22 protein-coding genes are annotated in these 22,265 nt (G+C 65.3%); 7 read left to right on the top strand and 15 right to left on the bottom strand.

The window, feature by feature from the left end:
• Nucleotides 1-78: 78 nt before the first annotated feature.
• From DY201_RS19175 to DY201_RS19190, 4 genes are all read right to left on the bottom strand, one after another.
• Nucleotides 79-582: an HPP family protein gene (locus DY201_RS19175; protein ID WP_115732565.1), complete on the bottom strand. Its 504-nt coding sequence runs from the start codon at nt 580-582 to the stop codon at nt 79-81.
• Between the two features lie 113 nt (nt 583-695).
• Nucleotides 696-1,730: an L-threonine 3-dehydrogenase gene (gene tdh / locus DY201_RS19180; RefSeq protein WP_115732566.1), complete on the bottom strand. Its 1,035-nt coding sequence runs from the start codon at nt 1,728-1,730 to the stop codon at nt 696-698.
• Between the two features lie 54 nt (nt 1,731-1,784).
• The gene (locus DY201_RS19185; RefSeq protein WP_115732567.1) at nt 1,785-2,972 is read right to left on the bottom strand and encodes a glycine C-acetyltransferase; all 1,188 of its coding nucleotides are present in this window, start codon (nt 2,970-2,972) and stop codon (nt 1,785-1,787) included.
• A 178-nt stretch (nt 2,973-3,150) separates the two neighbouring features.
• A complete protein-coding gene (locus DY201_RS19190) occupies nt 3,151-3,630 on the bottom strand; it encodes a cupin domain-containing protein (RefSeq protein WP_115732568.1) in 480 nt (159 codons plus the stop codon).
• A gap of 262 nt (nt 3,631-3,892) precedes the next feature.
• Between DY201_RS19190 and DY201_RS19195 the strand changes: the two genes are divergently transcribed.
• Nucleotides 3,893-5,008 (top strand): mandelate racemase/muconate lactonizing enzyme family protein, encoded by a 1,116-nt coding sequence (locus DY201_RS19195; RefSeq protein WP_115732569.1) that lies wholly within the window; start codon nt 3,893-3,895, stop codon nt 5,006-5,008.
• Nucleotides 5,009-5,074: 66 nt separating this feature from the next.
• Here the strand turns inward: DY201_RS19195 and DY201_RS19200 are convergent, their stop codons facing one another.
• Nucleotides 5,075-5,554, bottom strand: a complete 480-nt coding sequence (locus DY201_RS19200; protein ID WP_115732570.1) for a cupin domain-containing protein — start codon at nt 5,552-5,554, stop codon at nt 5,075-5,077.
• Between the two features lie 262 nt (nt 5,555-5,816).
• Entirely contained in the window at nt 5,817-7,019 is a 1,203-nt protein-coding gene (locus tag DY201_RS19205; RefSeq protein WP_115732571.1) for an acyl-CoA dehydrogenase, read from the bottom strand.
• A gap of 119 nt (nt 7,020-7,138) precedes the next feature.
• Here DY201_RS19205 and DY201_RS19210 point away from each other — a divergent pair, with 119 nt between their 5' ends.
• Entirely contained in the window at nt 7,139-8,032 is an 894-nt protein-coding gene (locus DY201_RS19210) for a LysR family transcriptional regulator (RefSeq protein ID WP_115732572.1), read from the top strand.
• On the opposite strand, the gene DY201_RS19215 is transcribed toward DY201_RS19210, so the two are convergent.
• Nucleotides 8,022-10,067: an NADH:flavin oxidoreductase gene (locus DY201_RS19215; RefSeq protein WP_115732573.1), complete on the bottom strand. Its 2,046-nt coding sequence runs from the start codon at nt 10,065-10,067 to the stop codon at nt 8,022-8,024. The genes DY201_RS19210 and DY201_RS19215 overlap by 11 nt on opposite strands.
• A gap of 113 nt (nt 10,068-10,180) precedes the next feature.
• Here DY201_RS19215 and queF point away from each other — a divergent pair, with 113 nt between their 5' ends.
• Nucleotides 10,181-10,642: a preQ(1) synthase gene (gene queF / locus DY201_RS19220; protein WP_115732574.1), complete on the top strand. Its 462-nt coding sequence runs from the start codon at nt 10,181-10,183 to the stop codon at nt 10,640-10,642.
• A gap of 23 nt (nt 10,643-10,665) precedes the next feature.
• On the opposite strand, the gene DY201_RS19225 is transcribed toward queF, so the two are convergent.
• Genes DY201_RS19225 through DY201_RS19235 form a run of 3 tightly spaced genes read right to left on the bottom strand, consistent with a single transcriptional unit; the run spans nt 10,666 to nt 13,115 of the window.
• A complete protein-coding gene (locus DY201_RS19225) occupies nt 10,666-11,148 on the bottom strand; it encodes a nuclear transport factor 2 family protein (RefSeq protein WP_115732575.1) in 483 nt (160 codons plus the stop codon).
• Complete coding sequence (locus DY201_RS19230) at nt 11,145-11,537, bottom strand: nuclear transport factor 2 family protein (protein ID WP_115732576.1); 393 nt, start codon at nt 11,535-11,537, stop codon at nt 11,145-11,147. Before DY201_RS19230 ends, DY201_RS19225 begins: the two co-directional genes overlap by 4 nt.
• A 12-nt stretch (nt 11,538-11,549) precedes the next feature.
• Nucleotides 11,550-13,115: a trimethylamine methyltransferase family protein gene (locus DY201_RS19235; protein WP_115732577.1), complete on the bottom strand. Its 1,566-nt coding sequence runs from the start codon at nt 13,113-13,115 to the stop codon at nt 11,550-11,552.
• A gap of 91 nt (nt 13,116-13,206) precedes the next feature.
• Here DY201_RS19235 and DY201_RS19240 point away from each other — a divergent pair, with 91 nt between their 5' ends.
• Both DY201_RS19240 and mutL read left to right on the top strand, forming a co-directional pair.
• On the top strand, nt 13,207-14,109 hold the full coding sequence (locus DY201_RS19240; protein WP_115732578.1) for a LysR substrate-binding domain-containing protein: 903 nt from the start codon (nt 13,207-13,209) through the stop codon (nt 14,107-14,109).
• Between the two features lie 155 nt (nt 14,110-14,264).
• Nucleotides 14,265-16,109: a DNA mismatch repair endonuclease MutL gene (gene mutL, locus DY201_RS19245; RefSeq protein ID WP_115732579.1), complete on the top strand. Its 1,845-nt coding sequence runs from the start codon at nt 14,265-14,267 to the stop codon at nt 16,107-16,109.
• 336 nt (nt 16,110-16,445) lie between these two features.
• Here mutL and DY201_RS19250 read toward each other — a convergent pair whose 3' ends face one another.
• Nucleotides 16,446-17,345, bottom strand: a complete 900-nt coding sequence (locus tag DY201_RS19250) for a DMT family transporter (protein ID WP_115732580.1) — start codon at nt 17,343-17,345, stop codon at nt 16,446-16,448.
• A 109-nt stretch (nt 17,346-17,454) separates the two neighbouring features.
• Between DY201_RS19250 and DY201_RS19255 the strand changes: the two genes are divergently transcribed.
• On the top strand, nt 17,455-18,360 hold the full coding sequence (locus tag DY201_RS19255) for a LysR substrate-binding domain-containing protein (RefSeq protein ID WP_115733884.1): 906 nt from the start codon (nt 17,455-17,457) through the stop codon (nt 18,358-18,360).
• Nucleotides 18,361-18,537: 177 nt separating this feature from the next.
• Nucleotides 18,538-18,771, top strand: coding sequence for a DUF2093 domain-containing protein (locus DY201_RS19260; RefSeq protein WP_115732581.1), 234 nt, complete (start codon nt 18,538-18,540; stop codon nt 18,769-18,771).
• A 49-nt stretch (nt 18,772-18,820) separates the two neighbouring features.
• Here the strand turns inward: DY201_RS19260 and lpxK are convergent, their stop codons facing one another.
• Genes lpxK through DY201_RS19280 form a run of 4 tightly spaced genes read right to left on the bottom strand, consistent with a single transcriptional unit; the run spans nt 18,821 to nt 22,252 of the window.
• Nucleotides 18,821-19,846 carry a tetraacyldisaccharide 4'-kinase gene (gene lpxK / locus DY201_RS19265; RefSeq protein WP_115732582.1) on the bottom strand — a complete coding sequence of 342 codons (1,026 nt, stop codon included), beginning with the start codon at nt 19,844-19,846 and terminating at the stop codon, nt 18,821-18,823.
• A gap of 2 nt (nt 19,847-19,848) precedes the next feature.
• Nucleotides 19,849-21,165, bottom strand: a complete 1,317-nt coding sequence (gene waaA / locus DY201_RS19270; protein WP_115732583.1) for a lipid IV(A) 3-deoxy-D-manno-octulosonic acid transferase — start codon at nt 21,163-21,165, stop codon at nt 19,849-19,851.
• Nucleotides 21,162-22,001 (bottom strand): lysophospholipid acyltransferase family protein, encoded by an 840-nt coding sequence (locus DY201_RS19275; RefSeq protein WP_115732584.1) that lies wholly within the window; start codon nt 21,999-22,001, stop codon nt 21,162-21,164. Before DY201_RS19275 ends, waaA begins: the two co-directional genes overlap by 4 nt.
• Complete coding sequence (locus DY201_RS19280; RefSeq protein ID WP_067963345.1) at nt 22,001-22,252, bottom strand: DUF4170 domain-containing protein; 252 nt, start codon at nt 22,250-22,252, stop codon at nt 22,001-22,003. The genes DY201_RS19275 and DY201_RS19280 overlap by 1 nt, the downstream gene beginning before the upstream one ends.
• Nucleotides 22,253-22,265 lie beyond the last annotated feature (13 nt).

Consider the following 22,265-nt stretch of genomic DNA (forward strand, 5'->3'; position numbering starts at 1 on the left):
CTTCAGCTTTCATGTCGAACCTCTTTTTGCCTGCGCCCAAGCTAGAGCGCCTGAAGTGACCGAGGCAAGGTCAAAGCGTCAATCGACGCGGCGCGGATATTGCGCGCGTGGCGGGATCCAGTGATGGACAAGTGCCAGCAGCAGCAGGCTGATGCAGCTCAACAACACGACGATGAACAGCGTGCTGCCCTGGTAGGGCGTCGCCGTCGCAACGAGCGGGATGGCGCCTGCCGGCGGGTGGGTGACGCGGAACATCAGCATCAGGGCAATCGAAACACCGACCGCCACGGCCGACACTTCCCACAGGCCGGGGAAAGCCATCGCGGCGGCGACGCCGACCAGCGTGGCGATGAAATAACCGGCGAAGATGTTGATCGGCTGCGCCAGCGGGCTGGCGGGCTGGCCGAACAGCAGGACCGCGGTTGCGCCCAGCGGCGCGATCAGCATCGGCAGGCCGGTGACCGATGCCAGGCCGCCGACGGCCGCCAGGCCGACAATCGCGCCCGATCCCGACTTGACGTGCGAGATCATCTGTCCTTTCGGCTCATGCCGGGCAGTAAGGGTGCGAATGTGACGGCGCATCTGTCTTTCCAGGCCGAAGGGCCCGCTTCAATAGCAAATCAGGGCTTCGGCTGGCAACGTGGCTTTATTCGATTTTTTCTCCCCACAGTGAAAAATCTTTCCCTGACAATCCCCTACCAATCCATGACGACCTTGCCGGAATTGCCGCTGCGCATGGCGTCAAAACCGGCCTGATAGTCGTCGATGCCGATGCGGTGGGTGATCAGGCCGCTGACATCGAGCGGCCCCTGGACCAGCGCGATCATCTTGTACCAGGTCTCGAACATTTCGCGGCCATAGATGCCCTTGAGATGCAGCATCTTGAAGATGACCTTGTTCCAGTCGATTTCGAAACCGGTCGGCGCAATGCCGAGAATGGCGATCTTGCCGCCATTGTTCATGGTGTCGATCATGTCGCGGAAGGCAACCGCCGAGCCCGACATTTCGAGGCCGATGTCAAAGCCCTCGGTCATGCCTTCCTCGCGCATCACGTCGCGCAGCTTTTCCCTGGAGGCGTCGACGACGTGATGGATGCCCATCTTGCGGGCCAGCGCCAGCCGGGTCGGGTTGATGTCGGTGATGACGACCTTTCGGGCACCGACGCATTGGGCGACCAGCGCGCCCATGATGCCGATCGGCCCGGCACCGGTGACCAGCACGTCCTCGCCGACGAGATCGAAGGACAGCGCGGTGTGTACCGCATTGCCGAGCGGGTCGAAGATCGCGGCGATCTCGTCGGAGACATCGTCGGGGATCGGCACGACATTATGCTGGGGAATGGCGACATATTCGGCGAAGGAGCCCGGCCGGTTGACGCCGACTCCAAGCGTGTTGCGGCACAGATGTCCCCGCCCGGCCCGGCAATTTCGGCAATGGCCGCAGACGATATGGCCTTCGCCCGAGACGCGCTGGCCGACCTTGTAGTCGTTCACCCCGGCGCCAAAATCAGCGACGGTGCCGACAAATTCGTGCCCTGTCACCATCGGCACCGGCACGGTCTTCTGCGCCCATTGATCCCAATTGTAGATGTGCACGTCAGTTCCGCAGATCGCCGACTTCCTGACCTTGATCAGCACGTCGTTGGGGCCGACCTCCGGCACCGGCACTTCCTCCATCCAGATACCCGGTTCAGCCTTCGCCTTTACCAGCGCTCGCATCATGTTCGACATCGTCTTGTCCTTGGAATCGCTTGATCCGGAATCGCTTTTGACCGTTCCGCTGCCTTAGGAAACCACCCCGAGCTCACGCCCGACCTCGCCAAACGCCGTTATCGCGCGGTCGATATCGGCTGTCGAATGCGCCGCCGACATCTGCGTGCGAATGCGCGCCTGGCCCTTGGGGACCACCGGGAACGAAAAGCCGATGACATAGATGCCGCGCTTTAGCATCCGGGCGGCCATCTCCTGGGCCACCGTCGCATCGCCGAGCATGACCGGGATGATCGGGTGGTCGGCGCCGGCGAGCGTGAAGCCGAGCTTGCCCATGCCCGAGCGGAAGTGCCGGGCATTGGCATCGAGCTTTTCGCGCAAGGCCCCGCCCCCGGCGATCATGTCGAGCACCTTGATCGAGGCGCCGGCGATGGCAGGCGCAAGCGTGTTGGAGAAGAGATAGGGCCGCGAGCGCTGGCGCAGCCAGTCGACGACCTCGCGCCTGGCCGAGGTGTAGCCGCCGGAGGCGCCGCCCAGCGCCTTGCCGAGCGTGCCGGTGATGATGTCGACCCGGCCCTCGACGCCGCAATGCTCCGGGGTGCCGCGCCCGTTCCGGCCGACGAAACCGACGGCATGGCTGTCGTCGACCATCACCATCGCGCCGTATTTGTCGGCAAGGTCGCAGATACCTCTGAGATTGGCGATGATGCCGTCCATCGAGAACACGCCGTCGGTGGCGATCAGCTTGAAGCGGCTGCCCTCGGCTTTCCTCAACTCCTCCTCGAGTGCCGCCATGTCGTTGTTGGCGTAGCGAAAACGCCTGGCCTTGGAGAGCCTGACGCCGTCGATGATCGAGGCGTGGTTGAGCGCGTCGGAGATGATGGCGTCTTCTTCGCCGAGCAACGTCTCGAACAGCCCGGCATTGGCATCGAAACAGGAGGAATAGAGGATCGTGTCCTCCATGCCGAGGAAGCCGGAGAGCCTGGCCTCCAGTTGCTTGTGCTCTTCCTGCGTGCCGCAGATGAAGCGCACCGAGGCCATGCCGTAGCCATAACGGTCGAGTGCGGTCTTGGCCGCGTCGCGCAGTTCGTGGCTGTCGGCGAGGCCGAGATAGTTGTTGGCGCAGAAATTCAGCACCTTTTCGCCGCCGACTTCGATTTCGGCACCCTGCGTCGAGGTGATGACCCGCTCCGACTTGTAGAGGCCGGCGGATCGGAGGCCGGACAGTTCCGTCTGGAGATGGGAGAGGAAAGCACTTGTCATCGCGTCATGTCCCGTTCGTTGCCCTGATATGGCGGCAAGACTTGGCCGATACTACAGGAAATACGACCCGAGAGGTCGATCATCCCTGGCGCAGGATGCGGCCAAGCCGGGCCACCTTGCAACGGGCACGTTTGACGAGAAAAGAGCCGGCCGGGACGACCGGCTCTTCAAGACTTGGTCAGGACAGCGGCGCGCCGATGATGTCGATGCCGTTGCGAGCACAGGCCTCGGTGAGCGCCTTGATGGCCTCAGGCGTCGGCGCAAGCTGAGGCGGAAACTCCGCCTTGTCTGTGGGCACGCCGATTTCCCGCACCAGGCGCTCGAAGTCGCCGCGCGTGGTGACGGTCAGGCAGCGGGCGCCCTCGGCGGATTCGACGCGATAGCTGTGCGGAACACCCTTCGGCGCCATCATGATCTGGCCGGCGCGGCCGTAGAGCTCCTTGCCGCCGACATTGAAGCGCATCACGCCTTCGAGGATATGGAACACCTCGTCCTCATTGACGTGGATGTGGAGCGGCGGCGACGAGCCGTAGGGCATCAGATGTTCGATGACGCTGATCGTGTCGGCTCCCGCCTGACCGGATAGCTTGATGGTTGCCAGGGAGCCGGCGAACCACAGCAATTCGCCGTCACTGTCGGTCTTCGCATGCATGGTCATTGTGTGTCCTTTCGAGCAACGCGGTCTGAAAAGCCGCGGTGCCACCGATCTAAGCGGCGACCGTATCCGTTCGAATTCAGCGAAACCGAACGCTGTATCTGAAACCTGAAACAATTCGCACCATATACGAAAGCAAAAGAACTCCTCTCGCGAGAGCCGAGCTTGTCGGGAAAACGACGCGGGCACGTGCCGTTTCCTTCGTCGCGATGGTCGTCCGCCCGGTTTATCCTTCGCCGAGATCAGTCTGCGCCGAGGGGACAACATGGCCGACGCGAGCATTTCAGGCATCCGCATCTACAGGCAATGGCAGCCGTTTCGCGACGGCACCTATCGCTGCTCGGGCGGGCGCAGCGCCGAGGGCTTCGATTCGACCATCGTCGAGGTCACCAGCCGCGACGGCGCCAGGGGCTATGGCGAAATGGCGCCGCTCGGCAGTTTCTACGACCCGGCCTTTGCCGCTGGCGCCCGCGAAGCGATGAAGGAACTGGCGCCGCAGTTGCTCGGCTGCGCGGCATCAGGCATCGAGGCGCTCAACCGGCGCATGGAGCTGTTGCTCAAGGGCCATCCTTACGCCAAGTCGGCCATCGACATGGCGCTGTGGGACCTGGCCGGCAAACGCGCCGGCCTGTCGCTGGCCGCGCTCTCAGGCGGCGCCGAGGGAGAGCGCCTTGCGCTCTACCGCTCCATCGCCCAGCAGGCGCCCGACGCCATGGCTGTCAGGGCGACAAAATACATCGCCGAAGGGTATCGCCGGCTGCAGGTCAAGGTCGGGCTCGACGTCAATGAGGATATCGCACGGCTGGAGGCGGTGCGGGCAGCGGTGCCCAGCGAGACCGTGCTGTTCTGCGACGCCAATGCCAGCTGGGGCACAGCGGAGACAAGGCGTTTCCTGATGGCGACGCGCAATCTCGACTACACACTGGAGCAGCCTTGCGCGAGTTATGAGGAAAACCTCGCCATCCGCCGCGCCACCGACCGGCCGCTGGTGCTTGACGAGACCATAGACGGCGCCGATGTGCTCATCCGCGCGATATCAGACGGTCTGGTCGACGGCATCACCATCAAGCTCGCGCGCGTCGGCGGCCTGACCAAGGCCAAGCTTTTGCGCGACATCGCGATTGCCAAAAACCTGAAGGTGACGATCGAAGACACCGGCGGCGCCCAGATCGACACGGCGGCCTATTCGGGCCTGCTCTTGTCGACGCCCGAGCATCTCAGGCAGCACACTGTCGACTTCCACAACTGGGTGACGGTGGCCAATGCAAGCGGCGAGTTTGCCATTTCAGGCGGCATGATGGCCCTGCCCGGCGGGCCGGGTCTCGGCCTCGACGTCGAGCCTGACCTGTTCGGCGAACCGCTGTTTTCCTGCAGCCTTTGAAGAGGCAGCCTTTGAAGAGATGGCTGGACGGACACGCCCCCGCACCCGTCCAGCCTGATGTCGGCGCTATCGTAGCGGAGCGCCGACGACCTCGATGTTGTGTTGGGCGCAGGTGTCGAAGAAACGCTGCGTCGTCTCAGGCGTACGCTCCGCCCGCGGCGGCAGGCTGTCGGTCGGCGCCGGCATGCTCATCTGGCGAACCATCTGCTCGAACTCGGCACCCTGGGTGACGATCAGGCATGTTGCGGCGTCAGTCGATTCGATTCTGAAATTGTGCGGCAGCCCCTTGGGGGCCATCACCGTCTGGCCGACATGGACAGGGAAATCCTTGCCGTCGACGAAAAACTGCATCGTGCCTTCGAGCATGTGAATGACTTCGTCGCCGCTGAGCGTGATGTGCAGCGGCGTCGTTTCGCCCTGCGGCATGCGGCATTCGATGACGCTGATCTGGTCGTCGCCGGCGCTCGCCGGCACGCGGATGGTCATCAGGTTGTCGCCGAACCACAAGATCTGGTTGGCGTTTTCAGCCCTGGTCTGAGCGCTCACAGATTATTCTCCCCGCACCCCGGCGAAATCAGCCGGCCAGATCGGGAATTATCGACGCGATGTAACCGTTTGAGGTTGGCAGCCGCCGCTCATGTTTCAGATCAATGAAACAATTCGCGCGTAAGTCGAAATATATTCGCACTTCCTAAACCTGAAAGCGAAAGTCGTATTGGCTCCGCGGGCGGTCTGCAGCGCCAACAAAAGCGGCCGCGAAGCGCTTGCTTTGCGGCCGCTTTAGGCGACTTCGGGTTGCGGCCGAGGCTTAGAAGAACGCCTGCAGGCCGGTCTGGGCGCGGCCCAGGATCAGCGCATGCACGTCATGCGTGCCTTCATAGGTGTTGACCGTCTCCAAATTCTGCGCGTGGCGCATGACGTGGTAGCCGATCTGGATGCCGTTGCCGCCATGCATGTCGCGGGCGACACGGGCGATGTCGAGGGCCTTGCCGCAATTGTTGCGCTTGACGATCGAGATCATCTCCGGCGCGAACTTGTGCTCGTCCATCAGGCGGCCGACACGCAGCGAACCCTGCAGGCCGAGCGCGATCTCGGTCTGCATGTCGGCCAGCTTCTTCTGGTAGAGCTGGGTGCCGGCCAGCGGCTTGCCGAACTGCTTGCGGTCGAGGCCATACTGGCGGGCGCGGTGCCAGCAATCCTCGGCCGCACCCATGACGCCCCAGGAAATGCCGTAGCGGGCGCGATTGAGGCAGCCGAACGGCCCCTTGAGGCCCGAGACGTTGGGCAGCAGCGCGTCTTCGCCGACTTCGACGCCTTCCATGACGATCTCGCCAGTGATCGAGGCGCGCAGCGACAGCTTGCCGCCGATCTTCGGCGCCGACAGGCCCTTCATGCCCTTTTCGAGCACGAAACCGCGGATCTGGTTGTCATGGGCTGCAGACTTGGCCCAGACGACGAAGACATCGGCGATCGGCGCGTTTGAGATCCACATCTTCGAGCCGGAGATCCTGTAGCCATTGGCGGTCTTCTCGGCGCGGGTCTTCATGCCGCCCGGGTCGGAACCTGCGTCCGGCTCGGTCAGGCCGAAGCAGCCGATCCACTCACCCGAAGCAAGCTTGGGCAGGTACTTCTTGCGCTGCTCCTCGGAGCCATAGGCATAGATCGGGTACATCACCAAGGACGACTGCACCGACATCATCGAGCGATAGCCGGAATCGATGCGCTCGACCTCGCGCGCCACCAGCCCATAGGTGACGTAGCCGGCGCCAAGGCCGCCATATTCCTCGGGAACAGTGATGCCGAGCAGGCCGGCCTCGCCCATTTCGCGGAAGATCGCCGGATCGGTCTTCTCGTCGAGATAGGCCTCCTCGATGCGCGGCGCGAGCTTGTCGGCGGCAAAGGCTGCGGCGCCGTCGCGCACCATGCGCTCGTCTTCGGTCAGCTGGTCTTCGATCAGGAACGGGTCGGCCCAGACAAAGCTGCCGCCGCCGGCCGGTGTGGATGCGCTCATGGTTCCTCCGGAGAATGGGTGAATTCGTCGCCATCCTAGACCGCTTCGGCACTTTTCGCTAACAAGTAATCTCGCATAGTTTATGCGTAAATTCGATCAACTCGGTCAGAGGCCAGGCGATGCGCCGCAGCTATGTCCCAACGATTGCAGAGCTTGAGGCGTTTCGCGCCTGCGCCAGCCTCGGCACGACAATTCGCGCCGCCGATCAGCTTGGCCTGACGCAAAGCTCGGTCAGCCGCTCGATCGGCCAGCTGGAGGACCGGCTCGGCGTGGCGCTGTTCCACCGTGTCCGGCAGCGGCTGGCGCTGTCGGATGCCGGCCGGCGCTTTGCCCGCGATGCCGAAGCCATTCTCGACAGCCTGCATGAGGCGGCGGTGCGCACCATGGCTTTTGGCGGCCAGTCCGACGTGCTCAGCCTCGCGGTGCTGCCGACATTGGCCGACCGCTGGCTGATCCCCAGGCTTGCCGGCTTCCACGCCGCCCACCCACATGTCGCCATCGACCTTGCGGTGCGGCTGGAAACCGTCGACTTCGAAACCGAAGCCTTCGATGCCGCGATCCAGCGCGGTCCGGCCGAGACGGGACAGCCCGGCGTCGTCAGGCTGTTCGACGAGGTCCTCGTCGTGGTCGCCGCGCCTGAACTGCTCGACGGGCGCGCTGCACTCGACGATGCCGAACTTGCCGCGTTGCCGCTGCTGCAACAGTCGACGCGGCCGACGCTGTGGCTGCAATGGTTCCAGGCCGCCGGCATCGACCCGCGCACCACCTTGCGCGGCCACCGCTTCGAGCAGTTCTCGATGGTGGTCGAGGCGGCGGTCGCCGGCCTTGGCGTGGCGCTGGTGCCTGAGGTGCTGGCCGAGCGCGAACTCGGCACCGGCCGGCTGGTCATGGCCTCGCCCAACCGCATCGCCGGCGAAGCGCCCTACCGGCTCGCCTTCCGCCCAGGCAGCGAGGACCGCCCGGGCCTGCGCGAATTCGTCCGCTGGCTGACGGCGGAAACCGTCAGATCCTGAGGCCGAAGCGGATGCCGTCATAGATGGCGGCGTGGATGTTGCGCGCCTGAACCGCGTCGCCGATGCGCAGCAAGAGGAAACGGCCCTCCGGGTTGTTGTCGGGGAAGATGTCGCCGCCATGGATCAGACTGTTATAGTCGATGGCGCCTGAATTCTTCGACAGCGGCTTGAGTTCGAGATAGAGCTCGTCGAGCGGCAGCGTGCCATGCTCGACCACCACCTGGTCGACGCGGCGCTCCTCGCTCCAGCCCTTGGCGAAATCCGAAACAAGCGTTGCCACCAGCTGGTTGCCGTCGCGCCGCACCCGTTGCAGCCGCGTGTTGATGGTGATCTTCACCCCATGGCGGTGAAACGCCTCCATATAGGGCACGTGGTTCATGCCGCCGATCTCGGGGGCAAAAAAGCGCTCCGGCGTCAGAAGCTCGAGCTTCCTGCCGGCCTTGCCGATCAGCTCGGCCGCCGTCATGCCCTGGTGGCCGCCATTGTCGTCATAAAGCAGTACGTTTTCGGACGGCTTGACGCTGCCGGCAATGATGTCCCAGCTCGAGGTCACCAGCTCGTCGCCGCCGTCGAGCGGCGGGTTCTGCGGCAGGCCGCCGGTGGCGATCACCACGGCGTCGGGGTCGAGCGCCAGCACGTCGTCCGCGCCGGCCCAGATGTCGTAGCGGATCTCGACGCCGAGGCGCTCCAGCTCGGCCAGCCGCCAGTCGACGATGCCGATCAGCTCGCGCCGGCGCGGGTTCTGGGCGGCCAGCCTGATCTGGCCGCCGGCCTGGCTCGCGGCTTCAAGGACGGTCACCTTGTGGCCGCGCTCGCCAAGGACCCGTGCCGCCTCAAGCCCGGCAGCGCCGGCGCCGACCACGACGGTTCTGCGCAGCGGCCCATCGGTGCGGGAAATGACATGCGGGATCGTCGCCTCGCGGCCGGTGGCGGCATTGTGGATGCAGAGCGCGCCGCCGCCCTCATAGATGCGGTCGAGGCAGTATGTGGCGCCGACGCAGGGCCTGATCCGGTGCTCCTCGCCCGCCATCACTTTTGCGGTGATATGCGGATCGGCGATGTGGGCGCGTGTCATGCCGACCATGTCGAGCTTGCCTGATGCAATCGCATGGCGGGCGGTGGCGACGTCGGAAATACGTGCGGCGTGGAAGACCGGAAACTTCGTTGCCGCCCTGATTTCACCGGCAAAATCGAGATGCGGCGAGGACGGCATGCCGTGGATGGGGATGACGCCGGTCAGTGCGGCATCGGTGTCGATATGGCCGCGGATGATGTTGAGGAAATCGAACTTTCCTGACGACGCCAGCCGCCGGGCGATCTCGACGCCCTCGTCGCGCGTGAGACCCTTGTCCATGTCCTCGTCGGCGACCATGCGGATGCCGACGAGGAAATCCGGGCCGACGGCCGCGCGCACCGCATCGATGACCCGCCAGGTGAAGCGCAGGCGGTTGTCGAGCGAACCGCCATGATCGTCATCGCGGTGGTTGGTGACAGGCGACCAGAAACCGTCGAGCAGATGGCCGTAGGCCTCGAACTCGATGCCGTCGAGCCCCGCCGCCTGCATGCGCTGCGCGGCCGAGGCATAGTCGGCAACGATGCGGTCGAGGTCCCAGTCCTCGGCGGTCTTGGGGAAGGTGCGATGGGCGGCCTCGCGCACCGGCGAGGCACTCAGCACCGGCAGCCAGTCGGCCTTGTTCCAGGCGGTGCGCCGGCCGAGATGGGTGAGCTGGATCATCACCTTGCAGTCATGCTCGTGACACGCCTCCGCCAGATCGGCCATCCAGGGCACGATGGCGTCGTCATAAGCGTGCAGATTGCCGAAGGCGGCCGGGCTGTCGCGCGACACGATGGCAGAGCCCGCCGTCATGGTCAGCGCCATGCCGCCCCTGGCCTTTTCGGCATGGTAGAGCCGGTAGCGCTCCTTGGGCATGCCGTCCTCGGAATAGGCCGGCTCGTGGCTCGTCGACATGATGCGGTTCTTGAGCGTGAGATGCCGGAGCTGGTAGGGCTGGAGAAGCGGATCGTTGCTGGTCATTGCCTTCCCGCATTGTCAGGCGCTAATACACGCCACTTGAAAATCTGGCCCGTGCAGTCTGGCGCATGCCGCCTTTCGGGCATTGAGCCAGGCCGATCCAGAAGAGCCGCCCAATGACCAACACCGACACCCTCACCCAGCTCGGCACCCATGTGCAGACGCCGACTTCGCCCGAGACAGCCGTGCTCGAAACCGTGCCTTACGACCGCCTCGGCGGTCCGCCCGCCATCGTGCGCTTCACCTGCCCGGAGTTCACCTCGCTGTGCCCTGTCACCGGCCAGCCCGACTTCGCCCACATCGTCATCGACTATGCCCCCGACCGCATGCTGGTCGAATCCAAGTCGCTGAAGCTGTTCATGGTCTCGTTCCGCAACCATGGCGCCTTCCACGAGGACTGCACCGTGATGATCGGCCGCCGCGTCGTCGCCGCGACAAAACCGCTGTGGCTGCGCATTGCCGGCTACTGGTATCCGCGCGGCGGCATCCCGATCGACGTGTTCTGGCAGACCGGCAGGCCGCCGGAAGGGGTGTGGCTGCCCGAAACCGGTGTCGCGCCCTATCGCGGCCGCGGCTGAACGTTTCGAAGAGATTTGGGCGCTCACTGGCATTGATACTGGCTGAGAGCCCATTCATTGGTCACCGACAGCAGGTCGGCGACCTTCCATTCGCCGTCGACCTTCTTCAGCTTCCACTGCATGCGATGCGGCTCGCCGGCCGCGGTAAACGCCGCGACCACGATCGCCGTGTCGCCTGTTTCCGAGCCGATGATCTTCAGGCTTCTGTCGAGCTCGGCCTTGTCATAGGCCGTGCTGTCGAGCGGCATGTTGGTATCCAGGCAATCGCCCTGTTCCGATTTTTCGAGCTGGTCGCGGGCGTCGAGCACCGCCTTGGCCGGATCGACGAAGCGGCCGCGTTCGGCCGGATCGAGTTCGAGCCCGACATGGTCGTAGAACGGCCTGATCGCCTCGACGGCGGTGCCGGCAAATGCTGGGGTGGCCAGCAAGGGCAGGATGGCAGTTGCAAAAGCGGCTTTCATGGCGGCCTCGGCGTTGGCGTGATGGCCCTCAATAGCACGCATCATCGGCCGCTGCCTTGCGCGCCAGCGTCATCCTTGACCTCGACGCGCATGATCCTGCCGTCGGCGTCGAAATAGACCGTCTCCTCACCCGACCTGACGAGGCGGGCGCCTGACACAGCATGCGTCGCCTCGAGCCGCCAGCGCGACCAGGCGGCGTGCTGCGACAATGCCGCCACCTGCTCGTCCTTGGAGACCTGGTCGCCATAGCAGGCGAAATAGCCGCGAAACGCCGCCATGATCGCGTCACGGCCGACGACGGCGTCACCGACGCCATCGGAGACATAACAGGCGTCAGCCGCGAAGCAGGCTTCGATGGCGGCGAAATCGAGCACGTCGATGGCCGCGTGGTAGGTTTTCAGAGCCGCGAGGGGATCGAAGGCCGTGTCCTGCATAGGCTGCGGCCCTCAATACCAAGCGTCTTCCATCGACGCCTTCCTGCGCGTCATGAAGTCCTTCAGCGCCTCATCTATGCCTTCGTCGAGCGGCGGCGCCTCATATTCGGCGAGCATCGTCTTCCAGCGCCGGTTGGCGCGGGTGGCGGCGTCGGTCGAACCCGCCGCCTCCCATTTTTCGTAAGGCTCGTTGTCGGCGATGGCCGAATCCCAGAATGCCGTCTCGTAATTGGCCATGGTGTGGGCGCAGCCGAAGAAATGGTTGCCGGGGCCGACCTCGCGGAAGGCGTCGAGCGCCAGCTGGTTGTCGTCGATCTTGACGCCGTCGAGATAGGTGTGCAGCGCGCCGCAGAAATCGGCGTCCATGACGAACTTCTCGTAGGACATCGACAACAGCCCGTCGAGGAAACCGGCTGAATGCAGGATGAAGTTGGCGCCGCAATGCACCGCCGCCAGCATCGACATGGTGCCTTCGTTCATGGCGTGGGCGTCGGGCAACTTGGAGGTGGTGAAATTGCCGGAGCAGCGCAGCGGCAGGTTGAGCCGCCGGGCCAGTTGCCCGATGACCATCGAGCCGATCGCCGGTTCCGGCGTGCCGAAGGTCGGCGAACCCGAGCGCAGCGACATGGACGACAGGAAATTGCCGAAGATGACGGGCGCGCCGGGCCGTTCGAGCTGGGTCAGGGCACAGCCGGCCATGGTCTCGGCCAGCGACTGGGCGATGGCGCCGGCATTGGTCACCGGCCCCATGGCGCCGCCGAGGATGAACGGCACGATGACAGCCGCCTGGTTGGCGCGGGCATAGGCGCGCAAAGCCGTGGTCATGGTGGCGTCCCAGACCAGCGGCGAGTTGACGTTGACATTGCCCAATATGACGCAGTTCCGGTCGGTGAACGCCTCGCCAAAGACGATACGCGCCATGTCGATGGAATCTTCCGCACGCGCCTCCGAGGTCACCGAGCCCATGAAGGCGCGGTCGGAGTAGCGGATGTGGCTGTAGACCATGTCGAGATGGCGCTTGTTGACCGGCACGTCGACCGGCTCGCAGATGGTGCCGCCGGAATGGTGCAGCCAGGGCGAGGACTGCGCCAGCTTCACGAAATTGCGGAAATCCTCGATGGTGCCGTAGCGGCGGCCCTTGTCGAGATCCATGACGAAGGGCGAGCCATAGGCCGGCGAAAACACCACGCTTTTGCCGCCGATCTCGACCGAGCGTTCGGGGTTGCGGGCGTGCTGGGTGAAGCTTGCCGGTGCGGTCTTCAGCACCTCGCGCAGCAGGCCGGGCTCGAACTTGACCAGCACACCCTCGACCTTGGCCCCGGCCCGTTTCCAGTGATCCAGTGCAACAGGGTCGTCACGGAACTCGATGCCGATCTCGGCAAGGATCCTGTCGGCGGTCGCCTCGATGCGGACGAGGTTGTCCTGGGAGAGGATGTCGTAGGTCGGGATGTTCCTCATGATAAAGGGCCGGCCATGCGCCTCGGGCCCATGCGAGCGCTGCTCGCGGCGGGCGTTGCGGCCGCCGCGCTCGCGGCGCTTGGCGGGCTCACCAGGGGCTTCGGCGGTGGCGACGCTCATGTCAGGCTCCAAATCGTTCCAGCATGAAGCTAGCCTTTGGATTCGATACTGTGACGCTTGAAAATCCTCATCACTTGCATAAGCTTGGCTTATGCAGAACCTGCGCCACCTGTTGCCCTCGGCCGGCAGCCTGATCGTCTTCGAAGCCGCCGGGCGGCTGGCCAGCTTCACCGCCGCCGGACGCGAACTCGGCATGACCCAGGCCGCCGTCTCCTATGCCATCCGCGGACTGGAGGACCAGCTCAGTGCCAAGCTGTTCCAGCGCCGCCACCGCCAGGTGCTATTGACCGAGGCCGGCGAGCGCTTCCATGCCGATGTCACGCTCGGCCTGTCGCATATCCGCAAGTCGGCGGAGGAGCTCAGGGCACGCGCCGGCGGCATGCATGTGACGCTGTCGGCGTCGACCGCCTTTGCCTCGTTCTGGATGATGCCGCGGCTGCAGAAATTCCGCGACGACCTGCCCGGCATCGACCTGCGCATCCAGACCGCCGACCGCGACCTCGACCTGATCGCCGAGGGCATTCCGCTCGGCATACGCGGCGGCGACGCCGCCGACTGGCCCGACTACGAGCTTTTGCAGATCGCCGACGAGGAGGTCTATCCGGTCGCCGGGCCGGCCTATCTCGCGCGCGCCGGCACGCCAAAGACACCGGCCGAGATCACCCTGCACCACCTGATCCACCTCGAAGAACCCTATCGCCCGGCTGCGACCTGGAACGAATGGTTCCAGTCGGCCGGTCTCAACGGCGCGGTCGCCAAGCGTGGGCTGGTCATCAACGACTATGTGCTGGTCATCCAGGCTGTCATGGAAGGCCAGGGCATCGCGCTGGGCTGGCGTCACCTCACCGACCGGCTGATCGCGGCCGGGCTTCTGGTCCGGCTGTCCGACCACGTCATGACGACGAACAAGGGTTTCCATGTCGCCTGGCCGAGGAATCGCGTGCTGAGCGAAAGTGCTGAAAAGGTGCGCGACTGGCTGGCGGCGCAGGCGTGAGGCGCTGCGTGTCGTGCCGCCGTCGCAACGCGCGCGGACCTGCCCGGCAAGACAACTGACCCTACCATACACAAGGTCCAGCAATCCGCTGTGGATGGCCCGGCGCCCGGCAATGGACCTGTCCCGACCCAACCGAATCCCGCTATAGTCCGGCCATGCCCATTCGCCAGCTTTCCGAAACAATGATCAACCAGATCGCCGCCGGCGAAGTCGTGGAACGGCCGGCCAGCGTGGTCAAGGAACTGGTCGAGAACGCGCTCGACGCCGGTGCGGCGCGCATCGAGGTGGCGACAGCAGGCGGCGGGCTGAATCTGATCCGCGTCGTCGACGACGGTTCGGGCATGCCCGAGGACGAGCTTTCGCTGGCGATCTCGCGCCACTGCACCTCGAAGCTCGGCGACGACATCCTCGACATCCGCTCGCTCGGTTTCCGCGGCGAGGCCTTGCCGTCGATCGGCTCGGTGTCGAAGCTCGCCATCCGGTCGCGCACCAGGTCAGCCGACAGCGGCGCCGAGATCACTGTCGAGGGCGGCCGGGTGTCGGGCGTGCGTCCGGCGCCCAGCAACCGCGGCACCACGGTCGAGGTGCGCGACCTGTTCTATGCCACGCCTGCCCGGCTCAAATTCATGAAGACCGAGCGCGCGGAAGCCATGGCCATCGCCGACACGGTCAAGCGCATTGCGATTGCCTTCCCGGCCGTGCGCTTCACTTTGTCGGGCACCGACCGCTCGACGCTGGAATTGTCGGCGACCTCGGATGAAGTCGAGGGCCGGCTTGCCCGCATCGCCCAGGTGATGGGCACGGATTTTCCCGACAATTCGATCGTCATCGATGCCGCGCGCGAGAGCGTGCGACTCGAAGGCCATGTCTCGATCCCGTCCTACACCAGGGGCAATGCGCTGCAGCAATATGCCTATGTCAACGGCCGGCCGGTGCGCGACAAGCTGATCGCCTCGGCGATACGCGGCGCCTATGCCGACGTTCTGCCGCGCGACCGCCATGCGGTTACGGTGCTGTTCCTGACGCTCGACCCGGCCGTCGTCGACGTCAACGTGCATCCGGCCAAGGCCGACGTGCGCTTTCGCGATCCTGGGCTGGTGCGCGGCCTGATCGTCGGCGCGATCCGCCAGGCACTGGCCAATGCCGGCATCCGGCCGGCGACGACAGGCACGCATGCGATGATGGGGGCGTTCCGGCCGGGACCGACCAGCTACGGCCACCCCGGCCCGGCCAACGGCCATCGCGCCTACAATCCGGATTTCCGCGCCGCCACCTCGGCCAGTTACGAGCCGCAGCGCTCGCCGTTCCGGCCGCTCGACGCGGGCTTTGCCGAGGCAGCGCAGGCGAGCTTCGACGCAGGACCGCTGCACAGTGCCGATGCCCGCGCCGGCCAGGCTGAAATGGTCGAAGCGCTGTTGCGGACCGAACTGGGTGCTGCCCGGGCGCAGGTGCATGAAAACTACATCGTCGCACAGACCAGCGACTCGCTCGTCATCGTCGACCAGCACGCCGCCCATGAGCGGCTCGTCTATGAGGCGCTGAAGAACGCGCTGCATTCGCGCCCGATCCCCTCGCAGATGCTGCTGCTGCCCGAGATCGTCGACATGCCCGAAGAAGACGCCGAGCGGCTGGCGCTGCATTCCGAAACTCTGGCCCGCTTCGGTCTCGGCGTCGAACGTTTCGGCCCAGGTGCCGTGGCGGTGCGCGAAACGCCTGCGATGCTCGGCGAAACCGATGTCACGCAACTGGTGCGCGACCTCGCCGATGAGATCGCCGACAGCGACACGGCGGACACGCTGAAGGAGCGGCTGCATGCGATCGCCGCCACCATGGCCTGCCACGGCTCGGTGCGGTCGGGCCGCCGGTTGCGGCCCGAGGAGATGAACGCGCTGCTGCGCCAGATGGAGGCGACGCCGGGATCGGGCACCTGCAACCACGGCCGCCCGACCTATATCGAGCTCAAGCTCGCCGACATCGAAAAGCTGTTCGGCCGCCGCTAGAGCGTTTGCGCTTCTCCCTGAATCGCGAAACCGCTCTATCTCCTTGATTTTGCGCGATTCCGCACGGAAACCCGCTGCACAGTTCTGCTGGAATTGCGCCAGAGCGTTGCGCTTGTCCTTGAATCAAGGAAACGCTCCATCTGCTTGTTTTTACGCAACTCCGCTTCACACTCTTCGTGGACTTGCTTCTCGACGGCTCATGGCGCCAGGTGCTGCCACCTGGCGCCATGCAAGCAGGCCGCAATCCAGCGGGCGGTCCCGAGCTCAGCGCTTCAGCGTGCTGCAGCGCTTGAGCCCGCCTTGGCGCTTCAGCCCGCCTCAGCGCTTCAGCCCGCCTTAGCGCTTAAGATTGACCAACACCACGCCGGCCAGCGCCAGCGCGCCACCAAGGATGCCGAACAGGCCGGGGGTCTCGCCGAGCCAGAAAAAGCCGATCGCCACCGCCACCGGCGGCACGCAATACATGAAGTTGGAGGCACGGGACGCCGGCAGGCGCGACAGCGCCACCGACCAGCTGCCATAGGCGATCAGGCTCGGCACGATGCCGAGATAGATGACCGACCAGAACGGTTCGGCAGCGGCGACCGACATCTGGGCAAGGCCGTTGGGCAGCGCCGGCGCCAGGAACAGCGCGCCGAGGATCATGTTCCAGGCCGAGACCGTCAGCGGCCGGTGGCGGCTGTACAGCCGCTTCTGGACGATGCTGGCGAGCGAGGTGCACAACGCCGAGCCGAGGATCAGCAAGGCGCCGGTGTTGAAGGTCAGCCCCTGCCCTTCGCCGAGCGCAATGATGCCGATGCCGGCAAACGACAGGAAGGTGCCGATCCAGGCCAAGACAGGAAACCGCTCGCCGAGCAGGATCATCGCCAGGACGGCGGTGATGATCGGATTGACGTTGATGATGAAGCTCGCCGCACCCGCCGAGACCGTCATCTCGCCATAGTTCAGCAGCACCGTGTAGAGCGCGATGAAGACCGCGCCGCCAAAGGCAAAGCGCCAGAGCTCGTTCAGCGACGGCAAGGCCGGGCGCAGGATCATCAGGTAGATCGCCGACGGCACCGCCGCGATGGCGAAGCGCAACGCGCCGAGCTCGATCGGATCGATGGCGCTCAGCCCGGCGCGGATGGCCGGAAAGGACGAGGCCCAGCCGAAGATCGTCACGACCACCGCAAGCACGGTAACAGCGGAAGCGCGCTGTGTCGGATTGCCGCTACGGGAGGTGGTCTGGGCGGTCATGGCTAGGCCTCGTCAGTTTGGGTCTGGCATAGATTTCCCTGATGAGGAGCTGATTGACAAACGAATAAATCAAGGCTCAGCTGTGAGCATGGATCACAGCTCCGAACAGATGCTCCCTCTCGAAACCTTGCGCGCCTTCCAGGCGGCGGCGCGCAGCGGCAGCTTCTCGGCGGCGGCCGAAAAGCTCAACATGACCCATGGCGCGATCAGCCGGCAGGTCGCCAAGCTCGAGGACTGGCTCGGCCTCAGGCTGTTCGAGCGCGGCGCGCGCGGGGTGACGCTGACGCTCGAAGGCCAGCGCCTGCATCTACGCGCCAGTGAGGCGTTCTCGCTGATCTCCGATACCACCGACCGTTGGGTCGAGCCGCGCGGTGCCGCCGTCGTGCGGCTGACCTCTATCCCCTCCATCGCCAGCCTGTGGCTGATGCCGCGCCTGTCCGAGCTCGAAGCCGGCAACCCCAGGCTGCGGGTGGTGCTCGACATCGACATCCGCCAGGCCGACCTCGCCGACGAGGGCATCGATCTCTCCATCCGCTGCGGCCGCGGCAAGATCCCGGGACGGATCTCGACGCAGTTGTTCGAGGAGCATTGCTTTCCCATCGCCGCGCCCGCGCTTGCCGCCCGCATCGGCAGCGGCGACGCCGCAAGGCTGCTGGACTTTCCGCTGATCCACGATTCCGATGCGTCGAGCTGGCGATCCTGGTTCAGCACGCATGGCCTCGACTACCGCCCGCGGCCGCAGGACCGGCGCTTCGAGGATTATAATCTGGTGCTGTCGGCGGCGAGCCACGGCCTTGGCATCGCTTTGGCGCGGCCGCCACTGACCGAAAACCAGCTGAAGGCAGGCCATCTCGTCATGGTCGACGAACATCGCGCACTGAACCCGGTCTCCTACTGGCTCGACCGCCCGATGGGACGGCCGAGAAGTGCCGCAGCCGAACTGGCGCGGCGCATCGGCCACCATGCCGGGCTGGCACCCGAGACGGTCGAACGCTTCCTGTCCGAGGAGAGGTAACTTGACCCGGGACATTTTGTGACCGTAAAAGCCGGGCAACGCACGGCCCACCCTTCCAAAGGGGCCCCTTCTTCATGGGCCCCCTTCTTTACGGGCCAGAGAAACTGTAGATTTCGGCAGGCGATGCCGCCGGCGGCCGGCACCAGGAGCCGGCACAGGGAGATTGAGCGAAAGCCCATGATGAACCGTTTCGAAGGCCCCGGCGCACGCGAAGCCCGCATCCGCTATCTCGACGGCGATTTCCAGGTGACGAGCCCCGGCTCCTTCGTGCGCTGCGCGGTGACGGGTGACTCGATCCCGCTGGACGAGCTCAAATACTGGAGCGTCGCCCGCCAGGAGCCTTACCGCGATGCCGCGGTCTCGCTTTCGCGTGAAATCGACATGAACCCGGAGCTGCGCACGCGCAAATAGGGCGCGACAGAATCTCGCCCGTCGGCCCGCGATCTTCAGCCTGATATCTTCAAGCTGATATCTTGCGCCGTCGCCAGGCTTCGAGCGTCTCACCGATGATGCGCTGGGGCGCGTTCTCGATGTCGAAGACCGCGTCGATCTCCAGCACGTTGAGGTTCTCCAGGAATTCCGGCGAGGCCGCACCATGGCGCAGCCTGGCCGCGTCCTTGGACGTGGTGACCAGCTCGAGCTCGCCGGCGCGGGCGGCGGTCACCAGGTCCTCGAGCTCGTCGGGCAGGTAGAAATGATGGTCGGCGAAGGGGTGCGCCAGCACCACCGTTGCCCCTGCCTTGGCCAGCGTGGCGAAGAACTTCTCGGGGTGGCCGATGCCGGCGAAAGCCAGGAAGCGGCGGCCGGCAAAGGCCTTCTTGCCGCGCGGACGCGCCAGGGCTGAAAAGACCGGCTTGCCGGCGCGCGCCGCCCGGCGCACCACCGCATCCGCCCGCTCGCCCTCGCCCATCTTCAGCACCGCGTCGGCAAATCTGAGCTGGTCGATCAACCGCGCCCGCATCGGCCCGCCGGGAATGACATGGCCGTTGCCCAGGCCATAACGGGCGTCGACGACGATCAGCGCATAGTCGATATGGATGCGCGCGCTCTGGAAGCCGTCATCCATGATCAGGAAGTTGCAGCCGCGCTCGATCAGCATGCGCGCGCCTGCGGCCCGGTTGGCCGACACCGCGACCAGCGCATGCTCGGCCAGAAGCAGCGGCTCGTCGCCGACATGCTTGGCGCTGTCGTGATGGGGATCGACGATATGCGGTTCGGAGAAGCTGCCGCCATGGCCGCGCGACAGGAAGCCGGGCACCAGCTGCATGCGCTTGGCCTGCCTGGCGAGTGCTATGGCAACGGGGGTCTTGCCGGTGCCGCCGACGGTGAAGTTGCCGACACACAGCACCGGTGCGTCGATCTTTTCGCGCCTGGCCGCCTTCATGCGCCGGCCTGCCACCAGGGCATAAAGCGCCGACACCGGATAGAGCGCGTAGGCGCGCCAATCCGGCTTTTCCCACCAGAAAGGAGGCGCTTCGCTGGCCAGATCTACCTCCCGCCCGCGCCCTTGAGGCGCGACTGCACGATGAGCGGATGGATATAGGGTTCGAGCGCCTTCAACGTCCGGGCGAGCGCGCCGCGCATTTCCTCGACGGTGGCAGCACCCGCCGACATCATGTCGTGGCGGGCGATTTCATTGCCGAGCAGGAAATTGACGGCACCGGCGAGCATGTCGCGGTCGCGCACGATCTTGGCACCGCCCTTGTCGATCAGACGCTGATAGGTGTCGCGGAAGTTCTGGACGTTGCGTCCGGCGAGAACGGCGGTGTCGAGCATCGCCGGCTCGAGCGGATTCTGGCCGCCCTGCGCGGTCATCGAGCGGCCGACGAAGGCGATCTCGGTCAGGCGCAGATAAAGCCCCATCTCGCCGATGGTGTCGCCGAGCAGGATGTCGGTGTCAGGGGTGATGCGATCGCCGGCGCTGCGGCGGGCGACATTCAGGCCCATGGCGGTCAGCTCCGCCACCAATGCCTCGGCACGGTCGGGATGGCGCGGCACGATGATGGTCAGCAGGCTGCGGTGGCGGCTGCGCAGCATGGCGTGCACTTCGGCAGCCATCACCTCTTCGCCGTCATGGGTCGACACGGCGGCCCAGGTCGGGCGGCGGCCGATCTGGCGCTGGATGGCGTAGAGCGCGGTTTCGTCGGCCGGCGGCGGCGCGGTATCGACCTTGAGGTTGCCCGACACGGTGACGGGGCGTGCGCCGAGCGCGCGAAAACGCTCGCCGTCAACCTCGGACTGCGCCACCACATGGGCCATGTTCTCGAACAGCGCCTCGGCAATGTAGGCGCGCTTCTTCCACGACTTGAACGACCGGTCGGACAGGCGCCCGTTGACCAGGATCTGCGGCACGCGGCGGGCGCCGAGTTCGAGGATCGTCATCGGCCAGATTTCCGATTCGGCGATGATCGCCAGGTCCGGGTGCCAGTGGTCGAGGAAGCGGCTCACCGCCGGCTTCAGGTCGAGCGGCACATATTGATGGATGATGCGGCCGCCCAGCCGTTCCTCCGCGACCTGCGCCGAAGTGACCGTGCCGGTGGTCAGCACGACATGGATGCCATAACCAAGGATCGATTCGATCAGCGGCACGACCGCGATGGTCTCGCCGACGCTCGCCGCATGGAACCAGATCAGCGGCCCGTCAGGCCGCTCCCGGCTCGGCACGCCATAACGCTCACGCCGGCGGTTGTGGTCTTCCTTGCCCTTGGAGGCGCGCCAGGCGACATAGGTGCCAACCATCGGATAGGCAGCGGCACCTGCGTAACGATAGGCTCTGAGGAAGGCGCGAGCCCAGCGTTCGCTCATATGCCACTATCCAATTTGCCACTGGCCACTTTGCCGCCATCGACTTTGCCGCCATCAACCAGGCGATAGGCCTGCTCGGTGGCATGGTCGATGGCCGCGGTCAGTTCCTGGCGCTTGCGCTCCATCTCGGCATCGTCGGCATCGGCCGGAACCTCGATCAGCGGCGCGACGAAGATGGCGCAGCGGCCGAAGGGCAGATTGATCGTGGTCTTGTCCCAGCTGCCTTCCAGCACCTTGCGGCGGCTGGTGGCAATCGCCGCCGGCGCGATCGGGCGCCCGGAAAGCCGTGCCAGGAGCACGATGCCCATGCCGGCGTCACGCGGCGTGCCATGCGGAATGTCAGCGATCATGCAGACGTTCTTGCCGGTATCGAGCGCCTTTTTCAGGGCGATCAGCGCGGTTGCGCCACCTTTTTCGTGCTTGCGCCTGGTTTCACGCCCGCCGGAGCCGCGCACCGCCTCGATGCCGAACTTGTTGATGACAAGCGCATTGAGCTCGGCATCGGCGCTGCGCGACACCATCGCCACCAGGCCGCGCTTGCTCGGATAGAGCGCCGGCGCCAGCAGATGCTGGCCGTGCCACAGCCCGACGATCAGCGGCTCGCTGTCGGCATGGCTGCCGCCGGCCAGCTCATAGGAGCCCTTGACCAGCGGATTGGTCAGCCTGATGAAGCGCATCGCACCGGCAAACAGGCTCGCCACCGCACCCTTGGCGAAGCGCGATTTGGCAAGCGGCTCGCGAATGCGGCGCCAGAACGTCTTCGACGCCGGCTGCTTGACGCGCTTCTTCTTCGTCGCGGGCCTCACGGCCGGCGACGCCATGCGGGGTTGCTCCATCAGTTCTGACCGGCAGCCTTTGTGTCGGGCTCCAGCAACCGATGCAGGTGAACGACGAAATAGCGCATATGGGCGTTGTCGACGCTTGCCTGCGCCTTTGCCTTCCAGGCCAGCTCGGCCGACTTGTAGTCGGGATAGATGCCAACCATGTCGAGCGCGTCGAGATCGCGGAACTCGGTTCCACCGAGCTTGGTCAGTTCGCCGCCAAACACCAGATGCAGGAGCTGCTTTTTTCCGTTTTCTTCGGACATCTGTTTCCTTGAT

This window comes from Aminobacter aminovorans (assembly GCF_900445235.1).
GTDB classification, from domain to species: domain Bacteria; phylum Pseudomonadota; class Alphaproteobacteria; order Rhizobiales; family Rhizobiaceae; genus Aminobacter; species Aminobacter aminovorans.

Bases quoted from the DNA above. Each gene is read 5' to 3' on its own strand.
- DY201_RS19175 (WP_115732565.1), bottom strand. From the start codon at position 582: ATGCGCCGTCACATTCGCACCCTTACTGCCCGGCATGAGCCGAAAGGA.
- tdh (WP_115732566.1), bottom strand. From the start codon at position 1,730: ATGTCGAACATGATGCGAGCGCTGGTAAAGGCGAAGGCTGAACCGGGT.
- DY201_RS19185 (WP_115732567.1), bottom strand. From the start codon at position 2,972: ATGACAAGTGCTTTCCTCTCCCATCTCCAGACGGAACTGTCCGGCCTC.
- DY201_RS19190 (WP_115732568.1), bottom strand. From the start codon at position 3,630: ATGACCATGCATGCGAAGACCGACAGTGACGGCGAATTGCTGTGGTTC.
- DY201_RS19195 (WP_115732569.1), top strand. From the start codon at position 3,893: ATGGCCGACGCGAGCATTTCAGGCATCCGCATCTACAGGCAATGGCAG.
- DY201_RS19205 (WP_115732571.1), bottom strand. From the start codon at position 7,019: ATGAGCGCATCCACACCGGCCGGCGGCGGCAGCTTTGTCTGGGCCGAC.
- DY201_RS19210 (WP_115732572.1), top strand. From the start codon at position 7,139: ATGCGCCGCAGCTATGTCCCAACGATTGCAGAGCTTGAGGCGTTTCGC.
- DY201_RS19215 (WP_115732573.1), bottom strand. From the start codon at position 10,067: ATGACCAGCAACGATCCGCTTCTCCAGCCCTACCAGCTCCGGCATCTC.
- queF (WP_115732574.1), top strand. From the start codon at position 10,181: ATGACCAACACCGACACCCTCACCCAGCTCGGCACCCATGTGCAGACG.
- DY201_RS19225 (WP_115732575.1), bottom strand. From the start codon at position 11,148: ATGATGCGTGCTATTGAGGGCCATCACGCCAACGCCGAGGCCGCCATG.
- DY201_RS19230 (WP_115732576.1), bottom strand. From the start codon at position 11,537: ATGCAGGACACGGCCTTCGATCCCCTCGCGGCTCTGAAAACCTACCAC.
- DY201_RS19235 (WP_115732577.1), bottom strand. From the start codon at position 13,115: ATGAGCGTCGCCACCGCCGAAGCCCCTGGTGAGCCCGCCAAGCGCCGC.
- DY201_RS19240 (WP_115732578.1), top strand. From the start codon at position 13,207: ATGCAGAACCTGCGCCACCTGTTGCCCTCGGCCGGCAGCCTGATCGTC.
- mutL (WP_115732579.1), top strand. From the start codon at position 14,265: ATGCCCATTCGCCAGCTTTCCGAAACAATGATCAACCAGATCGCCGCC.
- DY201_RS19250 (WP_115732580.1), bottom strand. From the start codon at position 17,345: ATGACCGCCCAGACCACCTCCCGTAGCGGCAATCCGACACAGCGCGCT.
- DY201_RS19255 (WP_115733884.1), top strand. From the start codon at position 17,455: ATGCTCCCTCTCGAAACCTTGCGCGCCTTCCAGGCGGCGGCGCGCAGC.
- DY201_RS19260 (WP_115732581.1), top strand. From the start codon at position 18,538: ATGATGAACCGTTTCGAAGGCCCCGGCGCACGCGAAGCCCGCATCCGC.
- waaA (WP_115732583.1), bottom strand. From the start codon at position 21,165: ATGAGCGAACGCTGGGCTCGCGCCTTCCTCAGAGCCTATCGTTACGCA.
- DY201_RS19275 (WP_115732584.1), bottom strand. From the start codon at position 22,001: ATGGAGCAACCCCGCATGGCGTCGCCGGCCGTGAGGCCCGCGACGAAG.
- DY201_RS19280 (WP_067963345.1), bottom strand. From the start codon at position 22,252: ATGTCCGAAGAAAACGGAAAAAAGCAGCTCCTGCATCTGGTGTTTGGC.